The organism is Bacillus testis (assembly GCF_001243895.1).
In the GTDB taxonomy this organism is placed as follows: Bacteria; Bacillota; Bacilli; order Bacillales; family DSM-1321; genus Bacillus_AD; species Bacillus_AD testis.
Genome location: NZ_LN851186.1, coordinates 3,522,305 through 3,548,993, shown reverse-complemented (window position 1 = coordinate 3,548,993; position 26,689 = coordinate 3,522,305). Strand labels below are relative to the sequence as shown.

At 40.8% G+C, this 26,689-nt stretch carries 25 protein-coding genes; 17 read left to right on the top strand and 8 right to left on the bottom strand.

Translation table 11 applies throughout. The annotated features are described in order from the left end of the window. Positions 1-402 precede the first annotated feature (402 nt). Complete coding sequence (gene asnB, locus BN1765_RS17645) at positions 403-2,286, bottom strand: asparagine synthase (glutamine-hydrolyzing) (RefSeq protein ID WP_050616342.1); 1,884 nt, start codon at positions 2,284-2,286, stop codon at positions 403-405. Between the two features lie 234 nt (positions 2,287-2,520). Beyond that, entirely contained in the window at positions 2,521-3,222 is a 702-nt protein-coding gene (locus BN1765_RS17640; protein ID WP_050616341.1) for a cytochrome c biogenesis CcdA family protein, read from the bottom strand. A gap of 313 nt (positions 3,223-3,535) precedes the next feature. On the opposite strand from BN1765_RS17640, the gene BN1765_RS17635 reads away from it, so the two are divergent. Beyond that, a complete protein-coding gene (locus BN1765_RS17635; RefSeq protein WP_050616340.1) occupies positions 3,536-4,495 on the top strand; it encodes an LCP family protein in 960 nt (319 codons plus the stop codon). A 37-nt stretch (positions 4,496-4,532) separates the two neighbouring features. On the opposite strand, the gene BN1765_RS17630 is transcribed toward BN1765_RS17635, so the two are convergent. Next, positions 4,533-5,393 carry a TetR/AcrR family transcriptional regulator gene (locus BN1765_RS17630; protein ID WP_050616339.1) on the bottom strand — a complete coding sequence of 287 codons (861 nt, stop codon included), beginning with the start codon at positions 5,391-5,393 and terminating at the stop codon, positions 4,533-4,535. Positions 5,394-5,714: 321 nt separating this feature from the next. On the opposite strand from BN1765_RS17630, the gene BN1765_RS17625 reads away from it, so the two are divergent. Together BN1765_RS17625 and BN1765_RS17620 are read left to right on the top strand one after the other, a co-directional pair. Next, positions 5,715-8,921, top strand: coding sequence for an efflux RND transporter permease subunit (locus BN1765_RS17625; protein ID WP_050616338.1), 3,207 nt, complete (start codon positions 5,715-5,717; stop codon positions 8,919-8,921). Between the two features lie 739 nt (positions 8,922-9,660). Beyond that, a complete protein-coding gene (locus BN1765_RS17620) occupies positions 9,661-10,896 on the top strand; it encodes an IS110 family RNA-guided transposase (protein WP_050613344.1) in 1,236 nt (411 codons plus the stop codon). 265 nt (positions 10,897-11,161) lie between these two features. On the opposite strand, the gene BN1765_RS17615 is transcribed toward BN1765_RS17620, so the two are convergent. The 4 genes from BN1765_RS17615 to BN1765_RS17590 form a co-directional block, all read right to left on the bottom strand. Then, complete coding sequence (locus tag BN1765_RS17615) at positions 11,162-11,662, bottom strand: GNAT family N-acetyltransferase (RefSeq protein WP_050616337.1); 501 nt, start codon at positions 11,660-11,662, stop codon at positions 11,162-11,164. 1,103 nt (positions 11,663-12,765) lie between these two features. Beyond that, positions 12,766-13,620: a TetR family transcriptional regulator gene (locus BN1765_RS17605; RefSeq protein ID WP_230199546.1), complete on the bottom strand. Its 855-nt coding sequence runs from the start codon at positions 13,618-13,620 to the stop codon at positions 12,766-12,768. 742 nt (positions 13,621-14,362) lie between these two features. Beyond that, the gene (locus BN1765_RS17595; RefSeq protein WP_050616334.1) at positions 14,363-14,635 is read right to left on the bottom strand and encodes a hypothetical protein; all 273 of its coding nucleotides are present in this window, start codon (positions 14,633-14,635) and stop codon (positions 14,363-14,365) included. Positions 14,636-15,224: 589 nt separating this feature from the next. Beyond that, positions 15,225-15,857: an NUDIX hydrolase gene (locus BN1765_RS17590; protein ID WP_050616333.1), complete on the bottom strand. Its 633-nt coding sequence runs from the start codon at positions 15,855-15,857 to the stop codon at positions 15,225-15,227. A 378-nt stretch (positions 15,858-16,235) separates the two neighbouring features. On the opposite strand from BN1765_RS17590, the gene BN1765_RS17585 reads away from it, so the two are divergent. The 12 genes from BN1765_RS17585 (at position 16,236) to BN1765_RS17525 (ending at position 24,186) form a co-directional block, all read left to right on the top strand. Then, positions 16,236-16,964, top strand: coding sequence for an amino acid ABC transporter ATP-binding protein (locus BN1765_RS17585; protein WP_050616332.1), 729 nt, complete (start codon positions 16,236-16,238; stop codon positions 16,962-16,964). A 20-nt stretch (positions 16,965-16,984) separates the two neighbouring features. Further along, positions 16,985-17,794 carry a transporter substrate-binding domain-containing protein gene (locus BN1765_RS17580; RefSeq protein WP_050616331.1) on the top strand — a complete coding sequence of 270 codons (810 nt, stop codon included), beginning with the start codon at positions 16,985-16,987 and terminating at the stop codon, positions 17,792-17,794. 149 nt (positions 17,795-17,943) lie between these two features. Continuing rightward, the gene (locus tag BN1765_RS17575; RefSeq protein ID WP_050616330.1) at positions 17,944-18,600 is read left to right on the top strand and encodes an amino acid ABC transporter permease; all 657 of its coding nucleotides are present in this window, start codon (positions 17,944-17,946) and stop codon (positions 18,598-18,600) included. A gap of 4 nt (positions 18,601-18,604) precedes the next feature. After that, a complete protein-coding gene (locus BN1765_RS17570) occupies positions 18,605-19,258 on the top strand; it encodes an amino acid ABC transporter permease (protein ID WP_050616329.1) in 654 nt (217 codons plus the stop codon). 315 nt (positions 19,259-19,573) lie between these two features. Then, entirely contained in the window at positions 19,574-19,942 is a 369-nt protein-coding gene (locus BN1765_RS17565) for a sulfurtransferase (protein ID WP_069203047.1), read from the top strand. A gap of 7 nt (positions 19,943-19,949) precedes the next feature. Further along, positions 19,950-20,210: a metal-sensitive transcriptional regulator gene (locus BN1765_RS17560; protein WP_050616328.1), complete on the top strand. Its 261-nt coding sequence runs from the start codon at positions 19,950-19,952 to the stop codon at positions 20,208-20,210. 240 nt (positions 20,211-20,450) lie between these two features. Further along, positions 20,451-21,008 (top strand): sulfurtransferase TusA family protein, encoded by a 558-nt coding sequence (locus tag BN1765_RS17550; protein ID WP_075050825.1) that lies wholly within the window; start codon positions 20,451-20,453, stop codon positions 21,006-21,008. A 30-nt stretch (positions 21,009-21,038) separates the two neighbouring features. Continuing rightward, the gene (locus BN1765_RS17545; protein ID WP_050616326.1) at positions 21,039-21,434 is read left to right on the top strand and encodes a DsrE/DsrF/DrsH-like family protein; all 396 of its coding nucleotides are present in this window, start codon (positions 21,039-21,041) and stop codon (positions 21,432-21,434) included. A gap of 63 nt (positions 21,435-21,497) precedes the next feature. Beyond that, positions 21,498-22,625 (top strand): MBL fold metallo-hydrolase, encoded by a 1,128-nt coding sequence (locus tag BN1765_RS17540; RefSeq protein ID WP_050616325.1) that lies wholly within the window; start codon positions 21,498-21,500, stop codon positions 22,623-22,625. Positions 22,626-22,678: 53 nt separating this feature from the next. Then, complete coding sequence (locus tag BN1765_RS17535; protein ID WP_147554270.1) at positions 22,679-22,909, top strand: sulfurtransferase TusA family protein; 231 nt, start codon at positions 22,679-22,681, stop codon at positions 22,907-22,909. A 66-nt stretch (positions 22,910-22,975) separates the two neighbouring features. After that, positions 22,976-23,752, top strand: coding sequence for a sulfite exporter TauE/SafE family protein (locus BN1765_RS17530; protein ID WP_050616323.1), 777 nt, complete (start codon positions 22,976-22,978; stop codon positions 23,750-23,752). A gap of 137 nt (positions 23,753-23,889) precedes the next feature. Beyond that, positions 23,890-24,186, top strand: coding sequence for a BRCT domain-containing protein (locus BN1765_RS17525; RefSeq protein ID WP_050616322.1), 297 nt, complete (start codon positions 23,890-23,892; stop codon positions 24,184-24,186). 118 nt (positions 24,187-24,304) lie between these two features. Here BN1765_RS17525 and BN1765_RS17520 read toward each other — a convergent pair whose 3' ends face one another. Then, complete coding sequence (locus tag BN1765_RS17520; RefSeq protein WP_050616321.1) at positions 24,305-25,033, bottom strand: gamma-glutamyl-gamma-aminobutyrate hydrolase family protein; 729 nt, start codon at positions 25,031-25,033, stop codon at positions 24,305-24,307. A gap of 219 nt (positions 25,034-25,252) precedes the next feature. Between BN1765_RS17520 and yedE the strand changes: the two genes are divergently transcribed. Both yedE and yedF read left to right on the top strand, forming a co-directional pair. Further along, the gene (gene yedE, locus BN1765_RS17515) at positions 25,253-26,458 is read left to right on the top strand and encodes a selenium metabolism membrane protein YedE/FdhT (RefSeq protein WP_050616320.1); all 1,206 of its coding nucleotides are present in this window, start codon (positions 25,253-25,255) and stop codon (positions 26,456-26,458) included. Beyond that, entirely contained in the window at positions 26,455-26,682 is a 228-nt protein-coding gene (yedF, locus tag BN1765_RS17510; protein WP_050616319.1) for a sulfurtransferase-like selenium metabolism protein YedF, read from the top strand. Before yedE ends, yedF begins: the two co-directional genes overlap by 4 nt. Positions 26,683-26,689 lie beyond the last annotated feature (7 nt).

The window sequence follows — 26,689 nt, the reverse complement described above, 5'->3', positions numbered from 1 at the left end:
TTGCGATCTCATGAAACGAAACCTGTTTAGGTATTGAGTCATCTATCTTATCATACGTCTATTTTCTAAAAGGTGGTTGTTTTTAAATAAGGTGAGTGATTGATCATAAAGTTGATTGATAGGAGCAGAAGGTGCGAGACTCCTGCGGGATGAGCGGGACAGGTGAGACCCCACAGGCGATTTGCGCCGAGGAGGCTCACCGCCCGCCCCGCGGAAAGCGAGCATCCTGGAGCGGATATCAATCGTCGCTTGTACCTTGGCTCTTTTTTTACTTTTTCAAAAGGAAGTATTGAAGCCGTTTTTCTATTTTATTTATTGAAAAGATTGTTTTTCAACACTGAAAAAAAAACCTGATTTCAACTAAGAAATCAGGTTTTTTCATGTTATAAGGTAGATTCATCCTTATTTCATGGAAACTGGTTCTTTGATGTATTGTGATTCGAAATCGTAGATTTTTTCTACGTAGATTTGGTGCCAAATCATATAGACAAGGATTGTCCAGATTTTGCGGCTATTGTCGCGTTTGTTTGCGCAATGTTCTTCCAACAAGTGAAGGACTTCTTGTTTATTGAATACATCGTCTGTTTGGCTTGTTTTGATGATATTGACAGCCCAATCGTGCATTTCATCTTTCAGCCAGTGGCGGATCGGAACAGGGAAACCTAATTTCTTTCTGTTCAATACATGTTCCGGCACAATGCCTTCTGCTGCTTTACGCAAGATATACTTAGTCGTATTGTGGGCGATTTTTTCTTTTGTATGGATTTTGGCCGCTACATTGAATACTTCTTTATCCAGGAACGGAACGCGAAGTTCAAGTGAGTTCGCCATTGTCATTTTATCGGCTTTTACAAGGATGTCCCCGCGCAGCCAAGTGTGGATGTCCAGATGCTGCATTTTTGTAACGGCATCGTATCCTTTTGATTCATTGTAAATAGGTGCTGTGACTGTTTGGTAGCCAAGGTTCGGCAAGTAATTTTTAAGAAGGGCTTTCTTTTCATTCTCTTCAAACATTTTCGCGTTGCCGATGTACCGTTCTTCCAATGGAGTGACGCCGCGTTCAATGAAGCTTTTTCCTTTGACGCCATCAGGCAGCAAGTGGCTGAATGCTTTTAAGGTACTCTTGACAGGGCCAGGGATTTTATTGAACATGCTTAGTGATTCTGGCTCGCGGTAAATATTGTATCCGCCGAACAATTCATCGGCTCCTTCACCGGACAGGACAACTGTTACATGCTTTCTTGCTTCACGCGCTACGAAATATAAAGGAATGGCAGCAGGATCGGCCAATGGGTCATCCATATGCCAAATGATCTTAGGCAGTTCCTTCATATATTCCTCAGGTGAAATGACATACGAGATATTTTCCAGGCCAAGCGCATCCGCTGTTTCTTTTGCGACATCAATTTCACTGAATCCATCTCTTTCGAAACCGACAGAGAATGTCTTTAAGTTAGGGTTGACCTGTTTGGCAAGCGACACGATGATGCTTGAATCGATTCCGCCTGACAAGAAAGAACCGACAGGCACGTCACTGCGCATATGCATGTTGACTGAATCCATTAATACGTTTTGGATTTCAGTGATCAATTGAGATTCAGATGTGTTTTGGATATGGAAGTTTGGTTTCCAGTAAGGCTTGATTTCCATCTTGCTGCCCGGTTTCTTCGTGAAGTAATGGCCCGGTGTAAGTTTTTTAACACCTTCTGTCATGGTGTCAGGTTCCGGAACGAACTGGAAGCTTAGGTAATGCTGCAATGACTTGTAATCCACATCGCCTTCCATCGCCATCATGATACTTTTCTTTTCGGAAGCGAAATAAGTTTCCCCATCCTTTTCAGCATAGAAGAATGGCTTGATGCCGAACGGATCTCTTGCTCCGAATAACGTTTCTTCCTGCTTGTCCCAGATCATGAAAGCAAACATTCCGCGAAGTTTTTTCACTGCTTCTTCCTTCAGTGAGCTGAAAAGGGCAATGATGACTTCTGTATCTGATTCTGTGGCGAATTCAAAGCCTTGTGCCTGAAGTTCACTTTTTAATTCCAGATAGTTATAGATCTCGCCGTTGAAGATAATCCAATAGCGTTCATTCTCATATGAAAGCGGCTGATGACCGCTTTCCAGACCAATGATGCTCAAGCGTCTGAAACCAAAGCTAATATGGTCATCAAAGAAAAAACCGTCGTCATCGGGTCCTCTATGTGTAATAATGGCGTTCATATCTTTTAATGTATTTTCGATATTAGGGTTCTTGTCATTATGAATACATCCTACAAATCCACACACGTATATCACCAACCTAGTTGTTTTTCAAATTTATTTTTCCTGATCAAACAATTGGTATGGACTGAGGTCCGAAACCAATATTTAATTTTACCACAAAATGATATAAAAACCTTCATTCAAATTAGTTTTAGGCAATCAACTGCAAATATACTTGCTATTAGAAAAATATAACAAAAAAAGAAAGCGGGGGATAGAGGGGAAAAAGAGGGAATTCAAGGCAAAAGCACTGCATACCTAAAATGCAGTGCTGATCAGGGAATGCGTCGCCTCAATTTGGCCTGAAAATATCAAAAAGCCAAGCAAAAGCAGCAACATGCCAGTAACAAATGTTATTTTGCCGAGATGGCGGTTAATGAAGCGGATGGCATCCATGGATGTTGCCGATAAGATAGAGAAAATGAAAAAAGGGACGGCTATTCCCAAGGCAAACACGGCAAGCAATGCGGCGCCTGCAGTCCATGAAGCGGATGCAGCGGCAAGAAGCAATATGCTAATGGATAACAGTCCAGTCCCCGGAGTCCATTGCATGGAAAATAGCATGCCGGACAAAAAGCTGCCGAAGATGCCTTTGGAAGAAAAGGCGGCCAATTTTTTTCGGCCCTTCATAAATAACTTTACGTTCAACAGGCCAGTCAATAAAAAGCCGAATATAATCAATGCCAAACCGGATGTTTTAAGTGAAGGATCGCGCACTTCAAAAAATAGATTGCCGATCCAACCGGCTATTCCCCCAAGGATCATCAAGCAAATCAGGTAGCCAAGCAGAAATAGTCCGGTATGAAAAGCAACTTTGCCCCTGCTGCCGCCCATTTTTGCCGGACCTGCGCCTTTGCCTATCAATTGGGCTATATAAGCAGGCAAAAGCGGAAACATGCAAGTTGAAAAGAAGAGACTGATTCCTGCTGCAAAAACAATAAGAAATTCTATATAAACCATTTATTAATCCTACTTTCCGAATATCAAACCTATTGAATCCTTCGTACGTTCCTTTTTCCTAAGTGTATTATATTCAACCGTAAACTCAAGAAAAATGATTCAGCATCCTGCAGGCGGACAATAGGAGAGATTGTTTCTAGCCAGAATGTAGGGATGGATAATATGGATGAAAGATCCACTACCAATAACCTATTAATATGATAATTAAATCTATATATGGGAAAATAAAGAAATAAAAGATTGTTTAATAAAAGCTCTTCCGCTAAAATGAAGATAGCATTTTTTGTCAACTTATGGCGAATGGAGAGTCATTATGAACAGGACCGATTTACGGAAACGCAAACGAAGGAAAAAGCTGATTGTCATCTATACTGTTTTCATTTTGTTTGCGCTAGTAGTTATGCCCGGCTCTTATTTTGCATGGGACTACTACACAAGCTATAGCAAGGCAGTGGAGGAATCTCCCGTTACTAAAGAACCTGTCACTTTTAAAGGCGAGGAACCTGTTGCCGGCAAGGTGAATATTTTGCTTGTCGGGGTGGACACAAGAAAAGAAGGAGAAGCATCCAATTCAGATTCAATGATGATTGCCCAATACGACAGTGAGACAAAAAAAGCCAAAATTGTGTCTTTGATGCGTGACATGTTCGTTGGCATTCCCGGCAAATCGGATAAATATAGATTGAACGCCGCCTATTTAATGGGCGGGGGGAAGGATGGCGCCGAATTATTAAGGCAAACGATTAAACAAAACTTCGATGTTGATTTGAATTACTATGCCATCATCGATTTTATGGGATTCAGCAAGGCGATCGACCAGGCCTTTCCTGAAGGAATAGAAATAAATGTGGAGCAGCAGATGTCAGAGGGAATCGGCATGACGCTTAAGCCAGGCCTTCAACGTTTGCACGGAAAAGAATTATTGGCATATTCCCGGTTCAGAAAAGATGCCCAAAGCGATTTTGGGCGTGTTAAGCGGCAACAAGAAGTCATTGATGCAATCAGTGAGGAACTGAATAGCTTTCATGGTGTGACAAAGCTGCCTGGTATGATTGGGACAGTTTTGCCCTATATATCCACCAACTATGACACAACCAAGATCCTTTCGGTGCTATCCTCCTTTTTACTGAGCGGCGCCCATCAACGTATTGAAAAATTGACCATCCCGATCGATGGGAGCTTTGAAGATGAATTGGTGAATAAAGCGTGGGTACTGCAAATAGATGTAGAAAAAAACAAAGAAGCACTAAATGAGTTTTTAAATGGAGCTTAAGAAAAAAACTGTTGCCAGCATGGCAGCAGTTTTTTTGTCATAAACGGTATAAGTCTTTCAATAAAGATTGCAATTCCAGGGCGGCCCCGTCTTTTTGCAGATTCGCGGCCATACCCTGGATAACGGGGCCGCGGGGGTCAGGCCGATTCACTTCTTCCTCGAGGACTTCAAGTGTAATGAGGGTATCCTTTTGCTCGCTATATGTAGCTTTTGCTGATTGTATGGCTTCCTGTACGATTCTCAATTGCTGATATTCTTCAGTTTGGAAAGGGCATTTGAATAACGGAAGGATATCTTCTTCCCGGATGACGATGGATTCATTGCCTTTTTCAAAACCGGCTGCCAGGCTATCGCTGCGTTTCAGGATAAATCGTGCCAGCTCATAGAGATCCATCTTCTGCGTGTTGTGGATCAATAACTCTAAGTAAGATTGGGACAGGCTTTGGACCAAAAGTGTAAACGACCAGATGTTTTCCCCGACTTGTCCACCGTAAATATCATTCAAGGCATCCTTCAGCGTATAGGTTACATCGGAACGGATTTTACCAATCAATTCCCCTATCTCTTTATTAAAAGGAATGGCGCTTTCCCTGGCATACATAACAAGGAAATCCTTCGAGTCAAGGAATCCTCGGTATTGCGTGACCATTTGCTCGATGAACAGCTCTCTTGGCGAAAGATGTCTTGATTTCAGGTTTAGGATTTCTTGGTGAAATGTTTTATAATGATGCATGAAGATGCGGTACAATAGATTTTCTTTTGATTTATAGTATAGATAGAAGGAACCCTTGCTGATTTCCGCTTCAGTAGCGATTTCTTGTATGGAAGTGGCAGAAAAACCTTTTTGGGCAAATAACTTCATGGCAGCATCCATTATTAATTTTTCTTTTTCTTTCATTCCCTCAACTCCATTAAATGTGAATGTTGGATCGTTTACTTCATTAAGTGACCGGTCAGTCATTATGCAGAGGTGATGTTCTCTTTTGAAAAAGAGTTGCTGCGAGTCAGTTGGAAAAGGTAAACGTATCTAATGAATAGCCTTATTATATCAACTGTTTGCCAGAAAATCACTAGAAACAAAAAGAGAAAGCTCTGTTTTTGAATTATTTAGAACCGACCGGCAATTCATTCTTTTTTGTTTGACGCTGAATGACTGGTCAATTAATATTAATAGTAATTAGGGCTCTATGGCCAAACTTAAAAAACAAAGGGTGTCGAGATGAACAAGATAATTGGCTTTACGTTGAAGAATAAGCTGGCGATGTGGCTGATCACCATTATTGTCGTAGCCGCCGGGCTCTATTCAGGAATGAAGATGAAAATGGAAAGCATACCGGATATCAGTGTGCCAGTATTGAGCATTACAACAGTCTACCCGGGGGCAACTCCGACTCAGGTAGATGAAAAGGTAACACAGCCGGTCGATCAAATCGTCCGCAATTTAAGCGGAGTTAAAAATGTAACAGCTACATCCTACCAAAATGCATCCTCCATACAAATCGAATATGAGTATGGAAAGAACATGGATGATGCGAAAAATGAGGTGAAGGAAGCCCTTGAAGGTGTGACTTTGCCTGATGATGTAGAAAAATCCAAAATCGATAAAGTGAATATCAACGCATTCCCGATTCTTTCATTGAGTATCGCTAATGAAAAAGAATCTTTGGCTGAATTGACTGAAGACGTTGAGGATGACATTGCTCCAGCCCTTGAAGGAGTGGAAGGCGTTTCGTCTGTGCAAATCTCCGGCCAGCAGGTTGATCAAGTTGAATTGAAGTTCAACGATGAGAAGATGAAAGAATTGGGCCTAGAACAGGAAACGGTCGAGAATATCATCAAGGCATCCAACATCCATGCCCCGCTCGGCCTTTATACGTTCAAGGACAAAGAGAAAGCCGTTCAAGTGGAAGGCAATATTATTTCTTTGAACGATTTGAAGAATCTTGAAATACCTGCTGTCCCTTCTTCAGAAGAGGAGTCGGGCCAATCTGCTGATAGCCAATCCTCTAACGGCGAGCAAACAGGCATGCAGGCGGATTCTGCCCAATCGCAGGGCGCTTCATCACAAGGAGCCGGTCAACAAGCAGCAGCTGCCGCTGGAATCCCGACAGTTAAGTTAAGTGAAATTGCCGATATTCAAGAGGTTGGCAAGGCTGAATCTGTTTCAAGAACAAATGGAAAAGAGTCCATCGGTATTTCAATCGTGAAAGCAGTGGATGCCAACACGGTTGACGTAGCGAATGCTGTCAAAGATAAAATCAAAGACTTTGAAAAAGACTATGACGGCTTGGAAATCGTAACCGCATTTGACCAAGCGACTCCAATTGAGGATTCGGTTGAAACGATGCTGAGCAAGGCGGTCTTCGGCGCTATCTTCGCTATGCTGATCATCCTTCTGTTCCTAAGGGACTTTAAGTCTACGATTATATCGGTCGTATCCATACCGTTGTCATTGCTGATTGCGGTCCTTCTGCTTAAACAGATGGACATCACGCTTAATATGATGACGTTGGGAGCCATGACAGTTGCAATCGGACGTGTGGTCGATGACTCGATTGTTGTTATTGAGAATATTTATAGAAGAATGTCGGATAAGGATGAGCCGCTGAAGGGCGGAGAGCTAATCAAATCAGCTACTAAAGAAATGTTCATCCCGATTATGTCCTCGACCATTGTGACGATTGCTGTCTTTCTTCCGCTTGGCCTAGTCAGCGGAATGGTCGGAGAACTATTCATGCCATTTGCATTAACAATGGTGTTTGCGTTACTTGCTTCTTTGCTTGTGGCTATCACAATTGTTCCGATGATGGCTCACATCATGTTCAAAAAAGGCGTCAAAGTTAAAGAAAAAAGCAAAGAGCATAAGCATGGACGCCTGGCGGGCGCTTATAAGCGTACGCTGAATTGGGCGCTGAACCATAAAATCATTACCAGCGCCATTGCTGTGCTTCTGTTGGTCGGCAGTTTGGCTTTAACTCCGCTGATCGGTGTCAGCTTCCTGTCCATGGGAGATGACAAAATGATGATTGCGACCTTCAAGCCGGAACCTGGCGTCACAATGGAAGAAACAGAAAAAATCGTTACGGAAGCTGAAAAATCTCTCCTTGACCGAAAACACGTCAAAATGGTCCAATTATCGCTTGGAGCAGGAAGCCCGATGAGTATGGGTGATTCAAACAGTGCCATGTTCTTTGTCAATTATGAAGATGACACACCGGATTTTGACCAAGAAAAAGAAAAGGTAATTAAAAAGCTTCAATCAATGACCGGCAAAGGCGAATGGAAATCGCAGGATTTCTCAGCAACCGGAAGCAGCAATAAAATTGAACTGCAAGTATTCGCCAAAAATATGAAAGACCTTGAGAAAACAGTAAACAAAGTTGAAAAAGTCATGAAAGAAAACAATGACTTGAAGAAGATCGACTCAAGTCTGGCAAACACGTATGATGAATACACATTTGTTGCCGATCAAGAGAAATTGAGCAAAACTGGATTGACAGCGGCACAGATCTCCATGGCCCTTGCACCTGGCAAGCAGCCTCCTGTACTGACAACAATCCAAAAAGACGGGAAAGATTTGAAAGTCTATGTCCAGGCTGAAAAATCCACATATAACTCGATAGAAGATATGGAGAATAAGACATTGATGTCCCCTCTTGGCGTCCCTGTGAAAATCAAAGATGTCGCCAAAGTGGAAAATGGCAAAACATCCGATACGGTTTCGCGCTATAACGGAAAAATTTACGCAAGCGTAAGCGGAGAATTGAAGGGAAGCGATGTTTCTTCCGTATCGCAAGACTTGCAGAAGAAAGTGGATAAACTGGATAAACCAGCAGGATCAAGTATTAAGATGGCTGGTGTGACAGCAGATGTGAAGGAATCGTTCACTCAGCTGGGATTAGCAATGCTGGCTGCCATAGCGATTGTGTACCTTGTATTAGTCATCACTTTCGGTGGTGGATTAGCGCCATTCGCTATCTTGTTCTCATTGCCATTCACTGTCATTGGGGCGTTGGTGGCCTTGCTTATTGCAGGGGAAACAATCTCTGTATCGGCTCTAATGGGGGCATTGATGTTGATTGGTATCGTAGTGACCAATGCGATCGTACTGATTGACCGTGTTATTCATAAAGAAAACGAAGGCTGGGATACACGGGAAGCCATTTTGGATGCCGGTGCAACGCGTTTGCGCCCAATTCTGATGACCGCCATCGCAACGATCGGTGCATTGCTTCCGCTGGCATTCGGTTTGGAAGGAAGCGGCATTATTTCGAAAAGCTTGGGTGTAACCGTCATCGGCGGATTGATTTCATCTACGCTGCTGACCCTTCTGATTGTGCCGATTGTTTATGAAACAATTTCGAAGATCATTCATAGAAAATCACGTAAAAAGCAACAAAAACAGGCTGTATCTAGAGAAATATAAAACAACAAAAGGCCCGATCCTCACTTAGAGAGATCGGGCTTTTTTAGTATAGTGAAGTAATTTTGGCATTGAACTTAAATCTTCTTTTCGAAAATGTATGAACTGAAGAATGTTATGCCCATTTATCAATTGCTGCATTGTTTCAAGAATAATGTAGCGACGATTGATATCCGCTCCAGGATGCTCGCTTTCCGCGGGGCGGGCGGTGATCCCGCAGGAGTCTTCGCACCTTCCGCTTCTATCAATCAATCTAGTATCAATCAGGTTTGTACAGTATTAAAACCAGAATGAACTTTTTATTAAAATCAATATATTTCTTAAAACCTTTATCAACGGTGAACTTCTATACCATGTCAGACATTATAGAAGGTTAAATTAAAGAAGATAGGTGAGTATTAGAAAATATGCTTTATCTGTCCTCTCTTTGTACAACAAATGGCCTCATTTACTACAACAACCAAAATATTTGTTGTTGTGCTAACGCCCCCGTTCGTATTATAAGGTTAGCCAATGTTATTGGTTGACCTTTTTATTTAGGTTCTAGAATACTAATGGTAGCTGGGGTAGAACGACCGCCCCCGTGGGATTTTAATCCCGATAACTAAACCGTTCGCCCCCTACTTATAGAAACATGATTGAAGCTGGTTGGGACTTAGATCTCGTATAACAAGCGAAGCTATGACACTATAAGGAGCCATTTAGGGGTTACCAGCTAATTCATTGATGAGGAGGAGATATCATGAATCCAGTCATTGGTCTGGATGTCGCAAAAGGAGAAAGTCAGGTTCAAGCATTCTTGGAGAAAAAGAAACCATACAAAAAGAGCTTTAAAGTCGCACATACACTGGATGGATTACAGGAATTACACGCCTTTATCAAAGAAGTGGAAGAACAATCAGGTTCACAGCCACCCATTGTTTTGGAATCTACGGGACATTATCACCTGCCTGTCGTTCAGTATTTTGAAAAAAGAGGATACCTGTTAATCGTTGTGAATCCACTCATTTCTTACAAAGCGAAAAGTTCGAGTTTACGCAAAGTCAAAACAGACATAATTGATGCTCACCATCTCTGCGAGCTGTATTACAAAGAGGATTTAGAGCCCTATAAAAAGCGTGGCATTCAGCTTTTGAACTTGCGTAATCTGACGAGACAGCACGAGAATTTGACGGGTATGTTTGTCCAAGCTAAGCTACAATTTCAATCTGTGCTGGATCAAGTATTTCCTGAGTATGTAGGTGTGTTCGGAGAATTGTACTCGGATGTCTCTTTACGTACTTTATCAACCTTTCCAACCTCTAAAAAAGTGTTGGAAGCTGGTGAAGAGACCCTTACCGTGAAGATTCATGAACTGTGCAAGAGCCGATCTCAGAAATGGGCCAGTAATCAAGCGAATAAGCTCATACAAGCAGCTAATCGAAATCCGTTTCAGCAGACCCTGTATCATAGCCATCTGATTAGTTTAGAGATGCTTATTAACATTCTTCTTGAATATAAAAAGCATCTATCCGTACTTGAAGAAGAGATAGATGCCTTAGCAAAAAATATAGAAGAATATAAGATTATCCAATCCATTCCTGGTATCGGCGAAAAAATCGCGGCCACGATTATTTCCGAGATTGGAGAAATAGATCGGTTTAATCACCCTAAAAAGTTAGTAGCCTTTGCGGGAATTGACCCCAGTGTATTCGAGTCTGGTACCTTCAAGGGTACCAAGAATCACATCACGAAAAGGGGTTCCAGCAGGCTACGGCATGCCTTATTCACAGCTGTCCGTTGCGCCATTCGAGATGCCCGTAAAACTAGAACGACCAAAGAACTCATCCCTCGAAATAAGAGATTACGTGAGTTTTACGACAAAAAGCGAGACGAGGGAAAACCTTATCGAGTAGCCATTATTGCCTGTGCTAATAAGCTTTTACATTGGATTTACGCTCTTTTGAAAACCAAAACAACCTTCCAAGATGTTGCTTAAAATAAATTTTCACATATCTTCAAGGAACTTCCATCTTGTTGGAGGAAGTTTATTTGTCATGCCTTATTTTCAGTATAGCATGCTTACATTATATTTTTGAGTGAAATGATTGACAAACTATTAGCTGGTTTAATTTAAGTACACTTTTTCACAAACTTACTTCATTCATTATTGGAATACTGCCCCTTTGCTACAATAAGGAATTCAACGCAAAAAGGCATTAACCCTTCCTGAAGCTATACCCTCGTTGGTTCTGTCGGAAAAATTAAAATATTTTAGACATAAAATACTCGTTATAAAATTCATCATTGATTAGCAACGAATTTCTTTTAATACCTTCTATTTCAAATCCACTTTTCTGGTATAAAGAAATACCAGCTTCGTTTTGAGTGACAACTGTTAGCTCTAATCTTGATATATTAGAGTGTCTTGCCCACTCTTCTAATTTTTGAAATAAACTTGTACCTATACCACGACCTCTGTACTTTTCTAAAATACCAACCACGAGATATGCAGAGTGCTTTGTTCTCTTTACGTTACCACCAATAGCTATCAAATAGCCAACAATTTCTCCCTCTTCTTGTTCTGCAACAAATATTGTTGAATTACTTTGTTTCTTGATGAGTTCTAATTGTTTACGTTGTTGTTCAGGAGTGGTTTTTCTTTCTCCTGCTTCCATAAGCATAAACTTAGCTTCAGATTCAACTTGCTTAACGAGACATATAAATTTTTCGGCATCCAAGGGTTGTATCTCTCTAATTAACATTATTAAATCCCCCAATAATCAATTTCCAAAATTATAAACTATGTTTGTTAAACTAAACTGCCCCTTTACCACCATAAGGAGTTCAACATAAAAGGGCATTAATCCTACTTGAATCAAGGCCCTGATAAAAGCCCCCTTCTCATTAAGTAGGGGCTTTAATTTACTTATTTCATCCATAAAACTATATAAGGAAAAGAATAGTAATAAACAGTTCCTAAGCTTAGTAAAAGGAAACTATATTTCACGATTTTATTCTTTATAAGAAGCGCTAGAACACTGGCGATTATAGGTAAGAATACAACGAAAAATTGGAAAGTCATATTATTGACTGGTGAATAGGAATAAAGAAAACTAAACAAATGGAACAACGCTAAGATAATCCAGATAAATATCACAAATACTAACGATATCACTGATTTTTTATTCAAAACTCTCTCCTTCTATTCTATAAAGTAAGAATCTATTTTTTGTACTTGAATTTCTGGTCCTTTTTTAATTAAGCATTTTAAATTCCCTTCAGAGGATGATTATTAATAAGGTATTCTATTTGTATTATCTAAAGTCCTTCTTGAGCTAAACTGCTTCTTTTCTGCCATAAGAGTTCAACAATTAATCCTTCTTGGATCAACGCCCTCGATAGAGACATAACAAGATCAAGACTGCTCATTAGTAGCCTTGATCTTCAGCTTTAACCTCCATTAGTTCAATAAGTTCAAAAAACGTTAATTAATTTCTGATTAACGTATCCTATGAGTGGTGCATTTATTTCTTGATAACTTTTATTAAAAAATAAATTATTCCGACTGTAACAGCAAGGGAAAACAAAAAAAGTATGTTAGCCATATTATATTAACTTTCCCCCTTAAAAAGTTATGAAAGTTATCTATTCTATCGTTTAACTTCTTTATCTTCCCTAAGAAGTTAAACAGAAAGGGAGTTAATCTCTCTTGGTTCAACGCTCCCGCATACTATATTATACCTTATTTTACCTTTTGTGTATAGATTAGTAATTCCACTAACCTGCCCCGATAGTGACACAACAAAAAAGACTGCTCATTAGCAGCCTTGCTCTTCAGCTGTAACCCCAGATAGTTCAACAAAGGCTAGTTGTTGTATTCATCAGCATTAATTATTTTATATAACTTAACGAATTCTTCAGAGATAGAAATAAAATGGTTATTCTCGCTGTTACTCAAGCCTCTTAGCACACCATCGATCTTTCCGATTAATTGAGGTTTTTTCTCACCTATTTCCCACGAGAACAATTCATCATCAGAATTATAACGATCAAAAAAATAAGCATAATTTCCTCTAACACATAGAGCCTGAGAACCATATAATTTTTGGGGAACTTTATAATAATTTATAGCTTTAGTTTCAGGATAAATCTGTATTAAACAAAAGTTAGAATAGGGGAATAGCCAAACAGAGGACGCTTTCCCTTTGCAAATAGCATAACAATCGGATATAGATGGTCTAATCGTTAAATCGGAATGATACCTAAAAACAGCCTTACCAGTAAAATCGAATAAAACCAAACCCTCTGTTGATATTCCATTTCCAAAAACGCCTTCATCAAAATAACTTATCCAAATACCTTCCTTACCAATTTCAATGTCCTCAATGCCATCTCCACCGTTAAATGAAACAAGAATTTTCCCAGCCAAATTCAAGATAAAAACATTATCCAAATCATTTTCATTTCTTGAATCAGCAATAAGTAGAGTATTTTTATCAATCCATCTTACAATTGAATATTGCAATTTAAAAGGAATGGTTAGAAAATCATTTTCATTCAAAAGTATCATTAACTGTCGTTTTACTTTTAAAACAACCGCTACTCCTAAATTGTCTTTCCAATCCGCATCAATGATTTTATAAGAATCGAGGTTAGACGCTTCTTTTGAAAATACAATTTGGTCAAGTATATCTATACAAATACCCCCTTTACACCACAATTGGAATTTATTTTCATTGTTATCATAACATATTCTTCTTTAACTAAACTGCCCCATTAGCAGCATAAAAAAAGGAACTGCGATATTGTTCCCAAATTCATTAAACCATCCGATAATTGAATGGATTTATACACAAAATATTTCCATGTAAGACTTTACAAAATTGTATTTCATTAGTATTTTCAAATGTATAATTATAATTTTCAAAATCAATAAAATATCTTGAGGTCTATATTTAAAAGGGAGGACATTATGCTAAACGCCTTTAAGAAACCTTATATCTTTCCTATTATAATGTTTATTGGAAGTTTACTTTATTCAATTGTGCATAGTGTTTGGGTTATAGCGCTGTCATCCGCAGTACTAATAATTGTTGGAATACTTAATGATAAAAAAAGTCTAAAAAATATTTTCTTTGCAATTGTGGGTTATCTCCTAATATTGTTAGTAATTTCAGTAATTTTCTTTAGATATTAATTTTATTGGGTCTCTTCTTGTGAAAGCCTTCTAAATATGTTTTGTCAGTAATTCAATATTACTTGCCCATATCTCTTCTTGAGTTAACCTGCCACTTCGTACAATAACCAATTATAGCAAATTAGCTTTAAAATATAGATTTGTTCCCTTCCACCTTTATTTAACAACAACTAAAAAACTCCATTTTGAAAAAAGATTGATCAAAATGGAGTTTCTCTTTTTAACTTATTGTAAGTCTCTCTGTTAATCTGCTAAATAGTAGTCTTTAAACAGTGAAATTCGGAAGAGAATTACGCAATACATCAACAACTTGCTGTAATTGCGCTAATTTTTCCTCATCTGATAAATTCGTTGTACCACCGATAGAGCCAATTCGAAGACATACAGGACCAAGAGTTAACCGAATTGCGCCTAATAAAACTACCGTTGACGTACAAGGAATGTTTACACATAGCAAATCACCATTCTCACAAACAGTGCCGTCTGGACAAGTAGGGCATTCAGCTTGTTGTATCTCTACTTTGTGTTTGTGTACCATAAATTAGAACCTCCTTTCTCTAAAGATATAATAAAATATGCTAGAAGGAGCTTATATGAAAGGGAAGTATGCCTTTTTTTGGTTAAAATAGGTGTTTGTTATTTTATTAATCTTTCTTCTAATGGCAAAAAAGAAGCCATTTCTTCTTCACTTCATTTCTCTTTTACACTTTTAAGATAGTCAGATGGGGCAAACTGAATATTTATCATTAGAAACGTTCCATATCATTTGCTTCTTATTTTATCTGTAAGAAAGAAGAGGAAGAGATCGTGCAACCATCTGATTAAAATCCGAGAATGGCTAGAGGAAGAAGAAACTATGGGGTGATTCTATATCTCTTTTTTAGGTGTTGTTTCAACTGTTTTATAAAGTTTTTTTATAAAAGGGAAGAGATTAACTAGAAGATGATTGATAGGTATCGGATTTGGGCAGATACAGAAGCAGAAGGTAGAAGACTCCCACGGGATCAGGGGGACAGTCGAGACCCCGTAGGTGCTAAAGGCGCCGAGTATGCTCGACGCCCGCTCAGTGGAAAGCGAGCATCCTGAAGCGGGTATTTGCACCTCCCATTTATGTTTTGGTGTTCACATCATCGCCGGGATTTCAAAAATTGCTCTGTTTTTTCGATCAGTGCATTGTAATAGGATGGCTGATGCTGCACAAAATCCTGTTTGCCAATGTTGCTGGCATAAGGAGTCTGTTTGCCTCCTGTTTGCTGGACAAATCCTTGTACCTTAATTGTTTCTGCCTTACCCGTCCACAAATCCCGGAAATCTTTGAAACGGGCCGTTACAATCCCCGCAACTTCCTCTTCTTGTAAACGGAAATGCGGCACTTCCCCGTAACATGGATAGAGAAAGACATGGCTAAGTTCTTTGTCGATAAATTCCGGGCCTTCGATCACGTTTTCTAAGATGCCTAAAGGAATGCAGTCATCCAAGGCAATATCGATGCCCAATTCTTCATGTACCTCCCTCAGTCCATCTTCGGGAGCCTCATTCGCGAGCAGATGGCCGGCTGCTGTAATATCAAGCAAACCTTTGTAATCCTTCTTCCATTGGCTTCTTATCTGTAAATAAATCACATCTGTCTCTTGGATGCGGCCGATTATCCAGCAATGGAAGGTTTCGTGCCAAAGGCCCTGCCGGTGGATATCAGCCCTGGTCCCAGTCCCGATGGCTTCTCTCTGATCGTTAAAGATTCTTAATAATTCACTTTCCATAATAAAGCCTCCCAATAGGTGGATGATTTAACGTAAATGTTAAATAGTCTATATCTACAATATATAAACAGCCTGCTTTTTTAAAGGAATGTACAGGAAGTTTACAGAATATAAAATCATTTACATTTTTATATTATTTTGGTAAAATAAGTAATTGATAGACTGAAGTAAAATACATATAGTGCGATATTAGCCAACAATAAGGTAGATAAGTAATCTTAGCTCAACGATTAAACAAGTAGCTCCACAAAAAATCCCAGTATACGGAATGCCTCTTGTATTAATTTCTGAATAATGAATCTTATTAAACGGTAGAAGTGATAAAAGCTTGAATAAGAAGCATACCATATCAATAGGGACAGAGACAGGGGGAACAGAATGATTGAATTTCAAAGCGTCAATAAGTTTTATGGTGAATTTCAAGTATTGAAAGATATTAATCTTACAATCCAAAAAGGGGAGGTCGTCGTGATCATCGGCCCCTCGGGATCAGGAAAAAGCACGCTTCTGCGCTGCATCAACCATTTAGAAACGATTTCGACCGGAAGCCTGCGCGTCAATGGAATTGCTCTGAATGATAAAAAGACAAATATCAATGAACTCAGGAAGAATATTGGTATGGTATTTCAGCATTTTTATTTATACCCTCACAAGACTGTTCTGCAGAATATCACCTTGGCCCCTATGAAAGTTTTAGGAAAATCTAAGGAGGAAGCGGAAAAAGTTGCGCACGCTTATCTTAAAAAGGTAGGAATCCCTGACAAAGCGGATGCCTATCCATCCCAGCTTTCAGGCGGCCAACAACAACGTGTCGCAATTGCAAGGGGACTAGCGATGAATCCGGAAATCATGTTGTTTGACGAGCCAACTTCCGCACTCGATCCGGAAATGATTGGTGAAGTCCTTGATGTCATGAAATCGTTGGCGAAGGAAGGGATGACCATGGTCGTGGTGACTCACGAAATGGGCTTTGCCAAGGAAGTGGCTGACCGGATCATTTTCATCGATCAAGGCCAGATACTGGAAGATGCAATACCGGCCGAGTTTTATTCGAATCCCAAGGAAGAAAGGGCACGATTATTCCTCAGCCGTATTTTAAATCATTAATCAAAAGTAAGGGGGATTCTATGAAATTATCAAAGAAATTAATCTCATTGTTTTTAGTTTCAATGCTGGCGGTTATAATGCTGGCGGCCTGCGGTGCTGCAAAGGACGAGAGCAGTGGCGACAAAAAAGACGCGAAAAGCGGCAAAACCATTACGTTCGGAGTGAAAAATGATACACGCTTATTTGGTCTGAAAGATCCTGCATCTGGTGAAGTGGAAGGGTTTGATATTGATATTGCCAATGAATTGGCAAAACGGATGTATGGCGATGACACCAAAGTCAATTTAAAAGAAGTTACCTCCAAAACCCGTATTCCCATGCTGAAAAACGGATCTATCGATGCCATAATTGCGACAATGACGATTACGGAAGAACGGAAAAAAGAAGTGGACTTCTCGGATGTTTATTTTGAGGCTGGCCAATCCCTTCTGGTGAAAAAAGGAAGCAAGATTAAGAGCATTAAAGATTTGAACAAAGATACAACTGTTCTTGCAGTTAAAGGGTCAACATCCACCCAAAATATCCGTGAAAAAGCCAAGGATGCACCAGTTCTGGAATTCGAGAACTATGCAGAAGCATTCACAGCCCTGAAAGCAGGCAAAGGGGATACGCTTACGACAGATAATTCCATCCTTTACGGAATGGCTGACGAAGACAATAAATATCAAGTGGTGGGCGGAACGTTCACCGATGAACCGTATGGAATTGCCGTGAAAAAAGGAAACAAGGAATTGTTGGATAAAATCAATAAAGCGCTTAAAGACATGAAAGACGATGGCACATACGATGAAATCTACAAAAAATGGATCAAAATAGATTCTTCGAAATAAGGAAAGGCTGTGCCCAGCCGGATTGATTTCCGGCTGGGCATTTTCGGATAGCAGGAAAGAACGTGATCCGAATAGAGCTTTTTTGTGTACATGCAATACGGATACCGAATAGATGAGGCATGTCCACGTTGGGTAAAGGAGTGAAGAGATTGATTGATTTTTCAGTGCTGACAGATAACATTGATACCTATTTAGAAGGATTTCTATACACCCTGAGGGCAAGTGTTACTGCGTTAATATGCAGTTTTATACTTGGTGCCCTGCTGGCTATTTTCAGAATTGCACCTATTAAGGCGCTCAATTGGATAGGTACTGCATATGTCGAGTTCTTCCGGAATATTCCGTTGTTAATTATCGTATTTTTCATTTATATCGGACTGCCGACCGTTGGGATTGAATTGAATGGATTCATATCCGGAACCATCGGTTTGACCATCTATACATCGGCTTTCATTGCAGAAGCCATCAGGGCAGGCATTATGGCAGTCCCTAAAGGACAAATGGAAGCGGCCAGGTCATCCGGCCTTTCCTATAATCAGGCGATGAGGATGATCATATTGCCGCAGGCCATCAAAATTGTCATTCCATCTCTTGGCAACCAGTTCCTTAATCTAGTCAAGAACTCCTCCATCCTTACAGTAGTGGCGGGGCTTGATTTGATGTATGCCGGAGATATGATTGCCGCTTCCACCTTCAAGACAATCGATACGTATATTTTTGTTGGGATGTTCTATCTCATCTTGACAATTCCCTTAAACTACATGGTGATCTATCTGGAGAACCGCTTTGCGAGAAAAGGGGTGTGAATGAATGGATTTTGCAGGAGCTTTTACAGCAAGTAATTTTATGTTTTTGTTGGAGGGATTCGGTGTAACATTAAAGATTGCTTTGATTTCAATCGTGCTAAGTTTTCTTATTGGCGGGGTTGTGGCAATCCTAAGGTATGCGAAGATACCGGTGGTGTCCCAATTGCTGGCGATCGTTGTGGATATCATTAGGAATCTTCCGTTGCTGTTAATCATTTTGTTTATCTATTTGGGGCTGCCCGAAGTGCTTGGATATAGCCTGGACATTACATTTGCGGCAATCACTGCACTAACAGTCTTTGAGTCAGCCATGATTTCAGAGGTAGTCAGAAGTGGCTTGAACAGCATAGAAAAAGGACAAATCGAAGCAGGACGCTCTTCGGGACTCTCGTATATACAGACGCTTTGGCATATTATCTTGCCGCAGGCGCTGCGAAGAATGGTGCCGCCGATTGTTTCCCAATTCATTTCTTTATTGAAAGATACATCATTGGCTGTCGTCATTGCTTTGCCGGAATTAACGCATCATGCACAGATTATTAATGCGCGGAATACACATTATGTCATCCCAATCTTCTTGTTGGTTATGGTTATGTATTTTGCCGTCAATTTCGCCCTGTCTTTATTGGCGCGGCGCCTGGAATTAAAAACAGGGTAAACTGAGTTTTCATCGGCAGGTGTAATCATTCCCAGCTTATCTTCTTCGTCTTTATTCTCGAATAGGTTATAATGGGATAAACATGGAGCCGGGTTTCAGACTGTAGGCAACCTTTTTAAAAGAAGAGGATGTTTACAGTTTTTTTGTGTTCCCCGTCTGATTTTCCGTTCCGATTTACATAGAACGGATGAAAGGATGTTCGGGCTATGTGCAATCCCTATGGTTGTGGCATAAGCATATAATGTGTATTTTCATACCCTTAAGGGTATAATACTATTCAATGAACGATTCCTTATTTGGTAAGGGGCTGATATAATGACATATATTTTTATTTTTATCGGATTGGCCATTCTGTTCCTGTTATATTCTAGATATATGCCGGTAGCAGGAGTCCGTTGCAAAAGCTTAAAAGCAATCATGCAGGAACCTGCAAAGGTCGTAGTGGATTTGAGGGATTATAATGTTTCTTCTCGCTCGCCGCTGAATGGGACCATTAATATACCGGTTGCTTATATAAAAAGGCACTACCATGATATACCTAATAAGCAAGTCCATGTAGTAGCAACAGATCGCATTGAGAAGAATATGGGGATAAGACTTTTGCGCAAAGAAGGTATTCAAGTGGTATCTTATTCGCTTGAAGGTTGTCCGTGCGGTAAAAATCTAGTCTCATTAGGAGGTTAAATGAATAATGGAATACGATAATTCTGTAAAAAATCGCGTAAAACGAATCGAAGGCCAGCTGCGCGGAATCCTGCGCATGATGGATGAAAATAAAGATTGTAAAGAAGTTATCACGCAGTTATCCGCTACACGTTCAGCGATCGACCGTACGATTGGCGTTGTGGTCAGCTCCAACCTAGTAGAATGTGTCCAGAACGCAGAAGCCAAAGGAACTGACACGGAATCTTTAGTGAAAGAAGCGGTAAATTTATTAGTCAAAAGCAGATAAGAGGGTACGCTCTCCTTATCTGCTTTTTATTTTGTTCAAACATGCAGCGGCATAAAGCCAAGCTGGATCATTTTTTTATCGGAGCACATGATTGGACAACTAATACCCCTGATGGTATTCTTGGTATATCCCATAAAGCATTCCGGAGAGAAAAGCCGGAGAGCAATGGAGGCGGCCGGCGTGAACCAAGAAATGAGGATGAGCGCAGGCGCGGGGATTATATAGTGAGGAGTGAGCAAAGTGGCAATTAAAGCAGATGTTGTATTGGATGCAAAAGGTCTTGCATGCCCGATGCCAATCGTCAGAACAAAAAAAGCAATGTCAGACTTGGCAAGCGGCCAAGTTTTGCAAGTAGAGGCAACCGATAAAGGCTCAAAAGCTGATTTGAAAGCTTGGGCTGAAAGCACTGGACATCAATATATCGGTACTCTTGAGGAAGATGGGGTGCTGAAGCATTATATCCGCAAATCATCCACCGATGAGAAAACGGAGAAAAAATATCCGCATGTCATCCCAAATGAAGAACTTCAGGAGAAGATCGACAAAGGGGAACCTATGACGATCCTTGATGTCAGAGAAGAAGCAGAGTATGCATTCCAGCATATTCCGAATGCAGTGTCCATTCCACTTGGAGAATTGGATGAAAAAATGGATGAGCTGGACAAGGATGGCCAGATCTATGTAGTGTGCAGAACAGGCAACCGCAGTGATATGGCTGCGTCAAAACTGGCTGCAAAAGGATTCAGCCATGTAGTGAATGTCGTTCCTGGCATGAGCAAATGGCAAAATAAACAATAAAAAATTATCGATTGATAGGAGAAATGGGAAATGAATAAAAAAGTAGCAATTATCGCAAGCAATGGCGGATTATTTGATGCATATAAAGTGTTTAACATCGCTACAGCTGCAGCAGCAACAGATCAAGAAGTAGCCGTCTTCTTTACATTTGAAGGACTTAATTTAATCCATAAGGAAGCGTATAAGCAATTGCCGATGCCTGAAGGCAAGGAACATTTTGCGGAAGGCTTCAAAAAAGCAAACGTTCCGGCAATCCCTGAATTGGTAGCCATGGCACAGGAAATGGGCGTTAAGTTCATTGGTTGCCAAATGACAATGGACGTTATGGGATTGGCTAAAGAAGATTTTGTAGATGGAATTGAAGTCGGCGGAGCCGTCACTTTCTTAGATTTCGCCAAGGATGCAGATGTAACGTTAACATTCTGATTCGTTACAGCCCGTCCTTGACGGGTTTTTTTAGAAAAAAATATACTCCGGGGGGTAAAATGAATGAGTTTTAAAGCAATGACTGCAAGTGAAGTAACCAAAAAAGTATTTAATCAGGATACACTCTTTATCCTGGATGTTCGGAATACAGATGCATTTAATGATTGGAAAATTGAAGGAAAACATTTTGACTATCTAAACATTCCATATTTTGATCTTTTGGACGGCGTAGAAAGCATACTTGATCAGCTGCCAAAGGATAAAGACATATTGGTTGTTTGCGCTAAAGAGGGTTCATCCCTCATGGTGGCTGAAATGCTGTCGGATGCAGGATTGGATGTTTCATATCTGAAAGGCGGAATGAAAGCTTGGAGCGAGCATCTTGAACCTGTCAAAATCGGCGATTTGAAAGATGGGGGCGAATTGTACCAGTTTGTCCGCATCGGAAAAGGATGTTTATCTTATATGGCCATATCGGATGGAGAGGCCGCCATTATAGATGCAACCCGCATGATTGACGTCTTTCTCGATTTTGCCAAGGAAAAGAACGCAACTATTAAACATGTATTTGACACACATTTGCATGCCGACCATATTTCCGGAGGCAGAAAAATCGCCGAAGCAACTGGCGCGGCTTATTGGTTGCCGCCTAAGGACGCGGAGGAAGTGGTTTTTGCATATAACCGCTTGGAGGACGGCAATGATCTAACGATCGGCCACACGGATATCCATATCCATGCTTTATATTCACCAGGACACACAATCGGCTCCACATCTTTCATTATCGATGGCCGCTATTTATTATCAGGCGACATTTTATTCATTGATTCAATCGGCAGACCTGATTTAGCCGGATTGGCTGAAGACTGGGTCGGCGATTTGAGAGAAACACTGTACAGCCGCTATAAAGAATTATCGGATGAGTTAATCGTCCTGCCAGCCCATTTCATGATCATTGATGAATTGAATGAAGACGGTTCTGTGGGCAAAAAACTGGGTGAATTGTTCAAGAAAAACCACGGATTGAACATTCAAGATGAAGCTGAGTTCAGAAAACTAGTAACGGAAAATCTTCCGCCTCAGCCTAATGCCTACCAGAATATCCGCCAGACAAATATGGGCAAGCAAACTCCTGATGAAGAAGAACAGGGTGAGATGGAAATCGGGCCAAACCGATGCGCAGTCCGTTAATCCGCTTATGCCAGAATAATAAAAAAGAGATTGAAAGGTTGATATAATATATGTTGAAGGCAGATAAGATCGTAGATGCAAAAGGACTGGCATGTCCTATGCCGATCGTCCGCACTAAAAAAGCAATGGATGGATTGGAAAGCGGCCAAATGCTAGAGGTCCAGACAACAGACAAGGGCGCTAAAAATGATTTAACCGCTTGGGCAAAATCATCAGGCCATGAATTGGTGGATTCTTCCGAACAGGATGGCATCCTCACGTTTTGGATCCGAAAAGGAGAATAAACACAAAAGCGAAAGAGGAAAGAGCATCGCTAAGGTGTTATTTCCTCTTGAAGGAGGAGAAACACCTTGAGCATAGGATTCATTGCGGCGCTTGCCGCCATTGGTTTTATTGGTTCATTCATATCGGGCATGGTAGGTGTCGGCGGGGCTATCATAATGTATCCCTTATTATTGTATATTGTGCCAATGCTTGGATTTTCAGGCTTTTCAGCGCATGAAGTCTCTGGAATCAGTGCGTTCCAGGTAGTTTTCAGTACACTGGCAGGGGTATGGGCATACCGTAAAAGCGACTATCTGAATAAGACATTGATCATTTATATGGGGACTGCCGTATTGCTGGGCAGCTTCATCGGCGGGTTTGGTTCCCAGGCCATGACGGAATCATCAGTTAATTTTGTATATGCCATTTTGGCTACAATTGCGACAATCATGATGTTTATCCCCAAAAAAGGGATCGATGATTTGCCTGCTGACCAAGTATCATTCAATAAATGGGTAGCTGCTTCATTGGCGTTGGTTGTTGGTATAGCCGGCGGTATAGTTGGAGCTGCCGGTTCATTCATTCTTGTGCCAATCATGCTCGTCGTCTTAAAAATCCCAACCCGTATGACGATTGCTACATCATTGGCTATCGCCTTTATTTCATCAATCGGCACCTCGGTAGGGAAGGTAATGACGGGCCAGGTATTATACGGTCCTGCATTGGTATTAATCATTGTCAGCCTTATTGCATCGCAATTGGGTGCAAAGGCGGGCCAAAAGATGAATACCAAAATACTGCAGGGAATCCTGGCTGTCCTTATTATGGCGACAGCAGTCAAAATATGGCTTGAATTCTTGTAAACTAGGATCAATTGAAGCCATTTAACGGAATTAAGACAAAAGCAGGGAGGCAATCCTTGCTTTTTTGTTTTGATTTTTGGCAGCTTCTTATACAAAAGGAATTTCCCATAGCCAAGGTTTTCACTTTATAATAAGAGATGAAAGAGCATGAAAAGGAAAGTGATTCAATTTTGGGAGTTCTGCGTGAGTATAAGAGCAAGATATACGGGAAGAAAATCGTGATAACCGGCACGCTTTCCAAACCCCGGCGGATGGTGGCAGCAGACATTCATCATAAAGGCGGCTTGCTTCAAGGAGCTGTTACCGCTCAAACGGACTTTCTAGTGGTTGGAGAAAGATTCGGCAATACAAAAATATCAGCTGCATTCAAATTTGGCACCTATACAATTACGGAAAAAGAATTTATGGAGATGCTGCGGGAGGACGCAGATTGAGATAATGGCCATATGAAAAAGGGCAACCTTAAAAGAGTTGCCCTTTTTCATATGGTGTTTTTCTCCTATCAATAAAGGATTGATGAGGAAAAATAAGACCCACCGATTAAAGTTCACTTTATGAGCGGCAGGCTTCGATGTATTTCTCTAATAGATGCCGCATATCTTCATCAGTTTCATATAGCTCTTCAGGGTGGAATTGCAGGCCGAGCACAAATTGGCTTGGATCTTTCCACTCGATTGCTTCAATTACTCCATCGGGCGCCGTCGCTGCTATACGGCAGGAATCCGCTACGTCTTTTACTGCCTGGTGATGTTTGCTGTTCACTTTCGCTGTGGAGCTTCCAAGTAACTCATGCAACAAGGTGCCTTCTTTTATTTGTATTTCATGGGTTGGTTTTTTTCTTGAAATGTCTTGGTTATGCTGTACTTTACGATGATTTCGTTCTATGTCCTGCACCATTGACCCGCCGAGTGCCGTATTTAACGTTCCGAGTCCGCGGCAAGTACCGATAATAGGAATTTTCTTTTGCATGGCGAATTCAACCAATGTTTGCTCCATTTGATCACGTTGAATATTGACCATTTTCAGCAAGTCGGATGGTTGTTCGTCATAGTACATCGGGGAAACGTCTTCTCCGCTTGTGAGGAATAATCCATCACATAGGTCAATGCTTTCCCTTGCTGTTTCTTCGTCACCCACAGGAATGACGATTGGCAGCCCGCCAACGTCAGCGATGGCCTTAGCGTATTGATGGTTGACCTGGACGCATGGATTTGTTTCCCCAAGTATTTCTATGTCCAGTACAGAACTGGTGATGCCGATAATTGGTCGATTTTTTTTCATATTGCTGTCTCCTTACACGTTTAGTTATCTTTCTATACCCTTCTGCAGGGACTTGATAATCACAAGCGGGCTTTTGAAACGGTTGAAATTATTTGTATTGGTGTATAAAAGTGTCAAAAAAGCTGTTGGATTTATGCTTTCGAGTGTAAACATTTGTTTGTGCCATGTTTTTTTAGTATTACTAATAAGGGAACAAATCAATTAAAGGGGATTGTGAACGTGAGAAAATGGATAGAAAAAGGATTCAGTTCATATTGGAATCCTTATTGGGCAATTGGCATTGCAGGTGTTCTTAGTGCTGTGTATTTTGGGCTCACTAAAACAGTCTGGGCTGTCACTGGCGAATTCACTCGTTTTGGGGGGCATATCCTTCAGTGGTTCGGCGTGGATATTTCGGATTGGGGTTATTATAACTTGATTAAAATGCAGGGGACGACATTTTCCCGAAGTGATGGCTGGATTGTCTGGGGAATGTTTATAGGAGCACTCATTACCATTTTATTAAGCAATAATTTTAAGATACGGATTCCAAAACAGAAACGCCGCTTAATTCAGGCATTAATTGGAGGCATCATTGCCGGCTTTGGTGCCCGGTTAGCGCTTGGTTGTAATTTGGCTGCCTTTTTTACAGGGGTACCGCAATTTTCGTTTCATTCATGGATTTTCATGATTGCGACTGCCATAGGCACATATTTCGGATTTAAAATAGTCAGCACGAAATGGTGGAAAGGCAAACCGGTGCTGCTTAAAGGGAATCCGGTTTCAATGAAGAAAAAAGATGCCTATATTCAGCCTTATTTAGGAATTATCATTGCTGTCTTGTATGCGATATTGATTATTTACTTTTTTGCTGCAGGAAAAACGGTATTGGGAATCGCTGCATTATTCGGCGCTGCATTCGGTATTTTGATCGAAAGAGGCCAGATTTGCTTTACGTCTGCTTTTCGTGATCTCTGGGTCAGCGGTCGGGCAACGATGACTAAGGCGATTGCCGTGGGCATGTTTGTAAGCACCATCGCGACTTTTATTATCATTATGTATTATGGGCTGGAGCCGATTACAAAAATCGCTGCTCCAAGTACGTTTATCGGCGGCCTGCTGTTTGGCCTCGGAATTGTGCTGGCCGGAGGATGCGAAACAGGGATGATGTATCGAATGATGGAAGGCCAAGTGCTTTATGTGGTCGTTTTCATCGGAAATGTCATCGGTGCTACATTCCTTGCTTATGCATGGGATCATTTAGGTGTGTTCCATGCGCTCGTCGAAAGTGGAAAACCGATTAACCTCCTTGATCAACTAGGATCATATCCCGCCTTGCTTGCTACGCTTTTACTGCTGGTATTGTGGTTTGCTGTCGCCCGTTATTGGGAGAAACATTATCGTTTTGGGACAGGTTTTAAGAAAGAGGGGAATAAAACAGTATGAAAATCGATTATACGTTGGATTTGCGCGGTGAGCCTTGTCCATTTCCTGTCATATATGCATTGGAAGTATTAAAAGATATGCAGAAGGGGGAAGTGCTTCAAGTGGTCGCCGATTGTCCGGCTTCATTCCGCAATGTGCCTGAGGAAGTCACAAAGCATGGCTACCGCTTGGTTGAAGAGCCTGTCAAGAATGGGCAGGATTTGTATTTTTATATTTCGGCCTAAATGAATA

Bases quoted from the DNA above. Each gene is read 5' to 3' on its own strand.
- BN1765_RS17640 (WP_050616341.1), bottom strand. From the start codon at position 3,222: ATGGTTTATATAGAATTTCTTATTGTTTTTGCAGCAGGAATCAGTCTC.
- BN1765_RS17635 (WP_050616340.1), top strand. From the start codon at position 3,536: ATGAACAGGACCGATTTACGGAAACGCAAACGAAGGAAAAAGCTGATT.
- BN1765_RS17630 (WP_050616339.1), bottom strand. From the start codon at position 5,393: ATGAAAGAAAAAGAAAAATTAATAATGGATGCTGCCATGAAGTTATTT.
- BN1765_RS17625 (WP_050616338.1), top strand. From the start codon at position 5,715: ATGAACAAGATAATTGGCTTTACGTTGAAGAATAAGCTGGCGATGTGG.
- BN1765_RS17620 (WP_050613344.1), top strand. From the start codon at position 9,661: ATGAATCCAGTCATTGGTCTGGATGTCGCAAAAGGAGAAAGTCAGGTT.
- BN1765_RS17615 (WP_050616337.1), bottom strand. From the start codon at position 11,662: ATGTTAATTAGAGAGATACAACCCTTGGATGCCGAAAAATTTATATGT.
- BN1765_RS17595 (WP_050616334.1), bottom strand. From the start codon at position 14,635: ATGGTACACAAACACAAAGTAGAGATACAACAAGCTGAATGCCCTACT.
- BN1765_RS17590 (WP_050616333.1), bottom strand. From the start codon at position 15,857: ATGGAAAGTGAATTATTAAGAATCTTTAACGATCAGAGAGAAGCCATC.
- BN1765_RS17585 (WP_050616332.1), top strand. From the start codon at position 16,236: ATGATTGAATTTCAAAGCGTCAATAAGTTTTATGGTGAATTTCAAGTA.
- BN1765_RS17580 (WP_050616331.1), top strand. From the start codon at position 16,985: ATGAAATTATCAAAGAAATTAATCTCATTGTTTTTAGTTTCAATGCTG.
- BN1765_RS17570 (WP_050616329.1), top strand. From the start codon at position 18,605: ATGGATTTTGCAGGAGCTTTTACAGCAAGTAATTTTATGTTTTTGTTG.
- BN1765_RS17565 (WP_069203047.1), top strand. From the start codon at position 19,574: ATGACATATATTTTTATTTTTATCGGATTGGCCATTCTGTTCCTGTTA.
- BN1765_RS17560 (WP_050616328.1), top strand. From the start codon at position 19,950: ATGGAATACGATAATTCTGTAAAAAATCGCGTAAAACGAATCGAAGGC.
- BN1765_RS17545 (WP_050616326.1), top strand. From the start codon at position 21,039: ATGAATAAAAAAGTAGCAATTATCGCAAGCAATGGCGGATTATTTGAT.
- BN1765_RS17540 (WP_050616325.1), top strand. From the start codon at position 21,498: ATGAGTTTTAAAGCAATGACTGCAAGTGAAGTAACCAAAAAAGTATTT.
- BN1765_RS17525 (WP_050616322.1), top strand. From the start codon at position 23,890: ATGAAAGAGCATGAAAAGGAAAGTGATTCAATTTTGGGAGTTCTGCGT.
- BN1765_RS17520 (WP_050616321.1), bottom strand. From the start codon at position 25,033: ATGAAAAAAAATCGACCAATTATCGGCATCACCAGTTCTGTACTGGAC.
- yedF (WP_050616319.1), top strand. From the start codon at position 26,455: ATGAAAATCGATTATACGTTGGATTTGCGCGGTGAGCCTTGTCCATTT.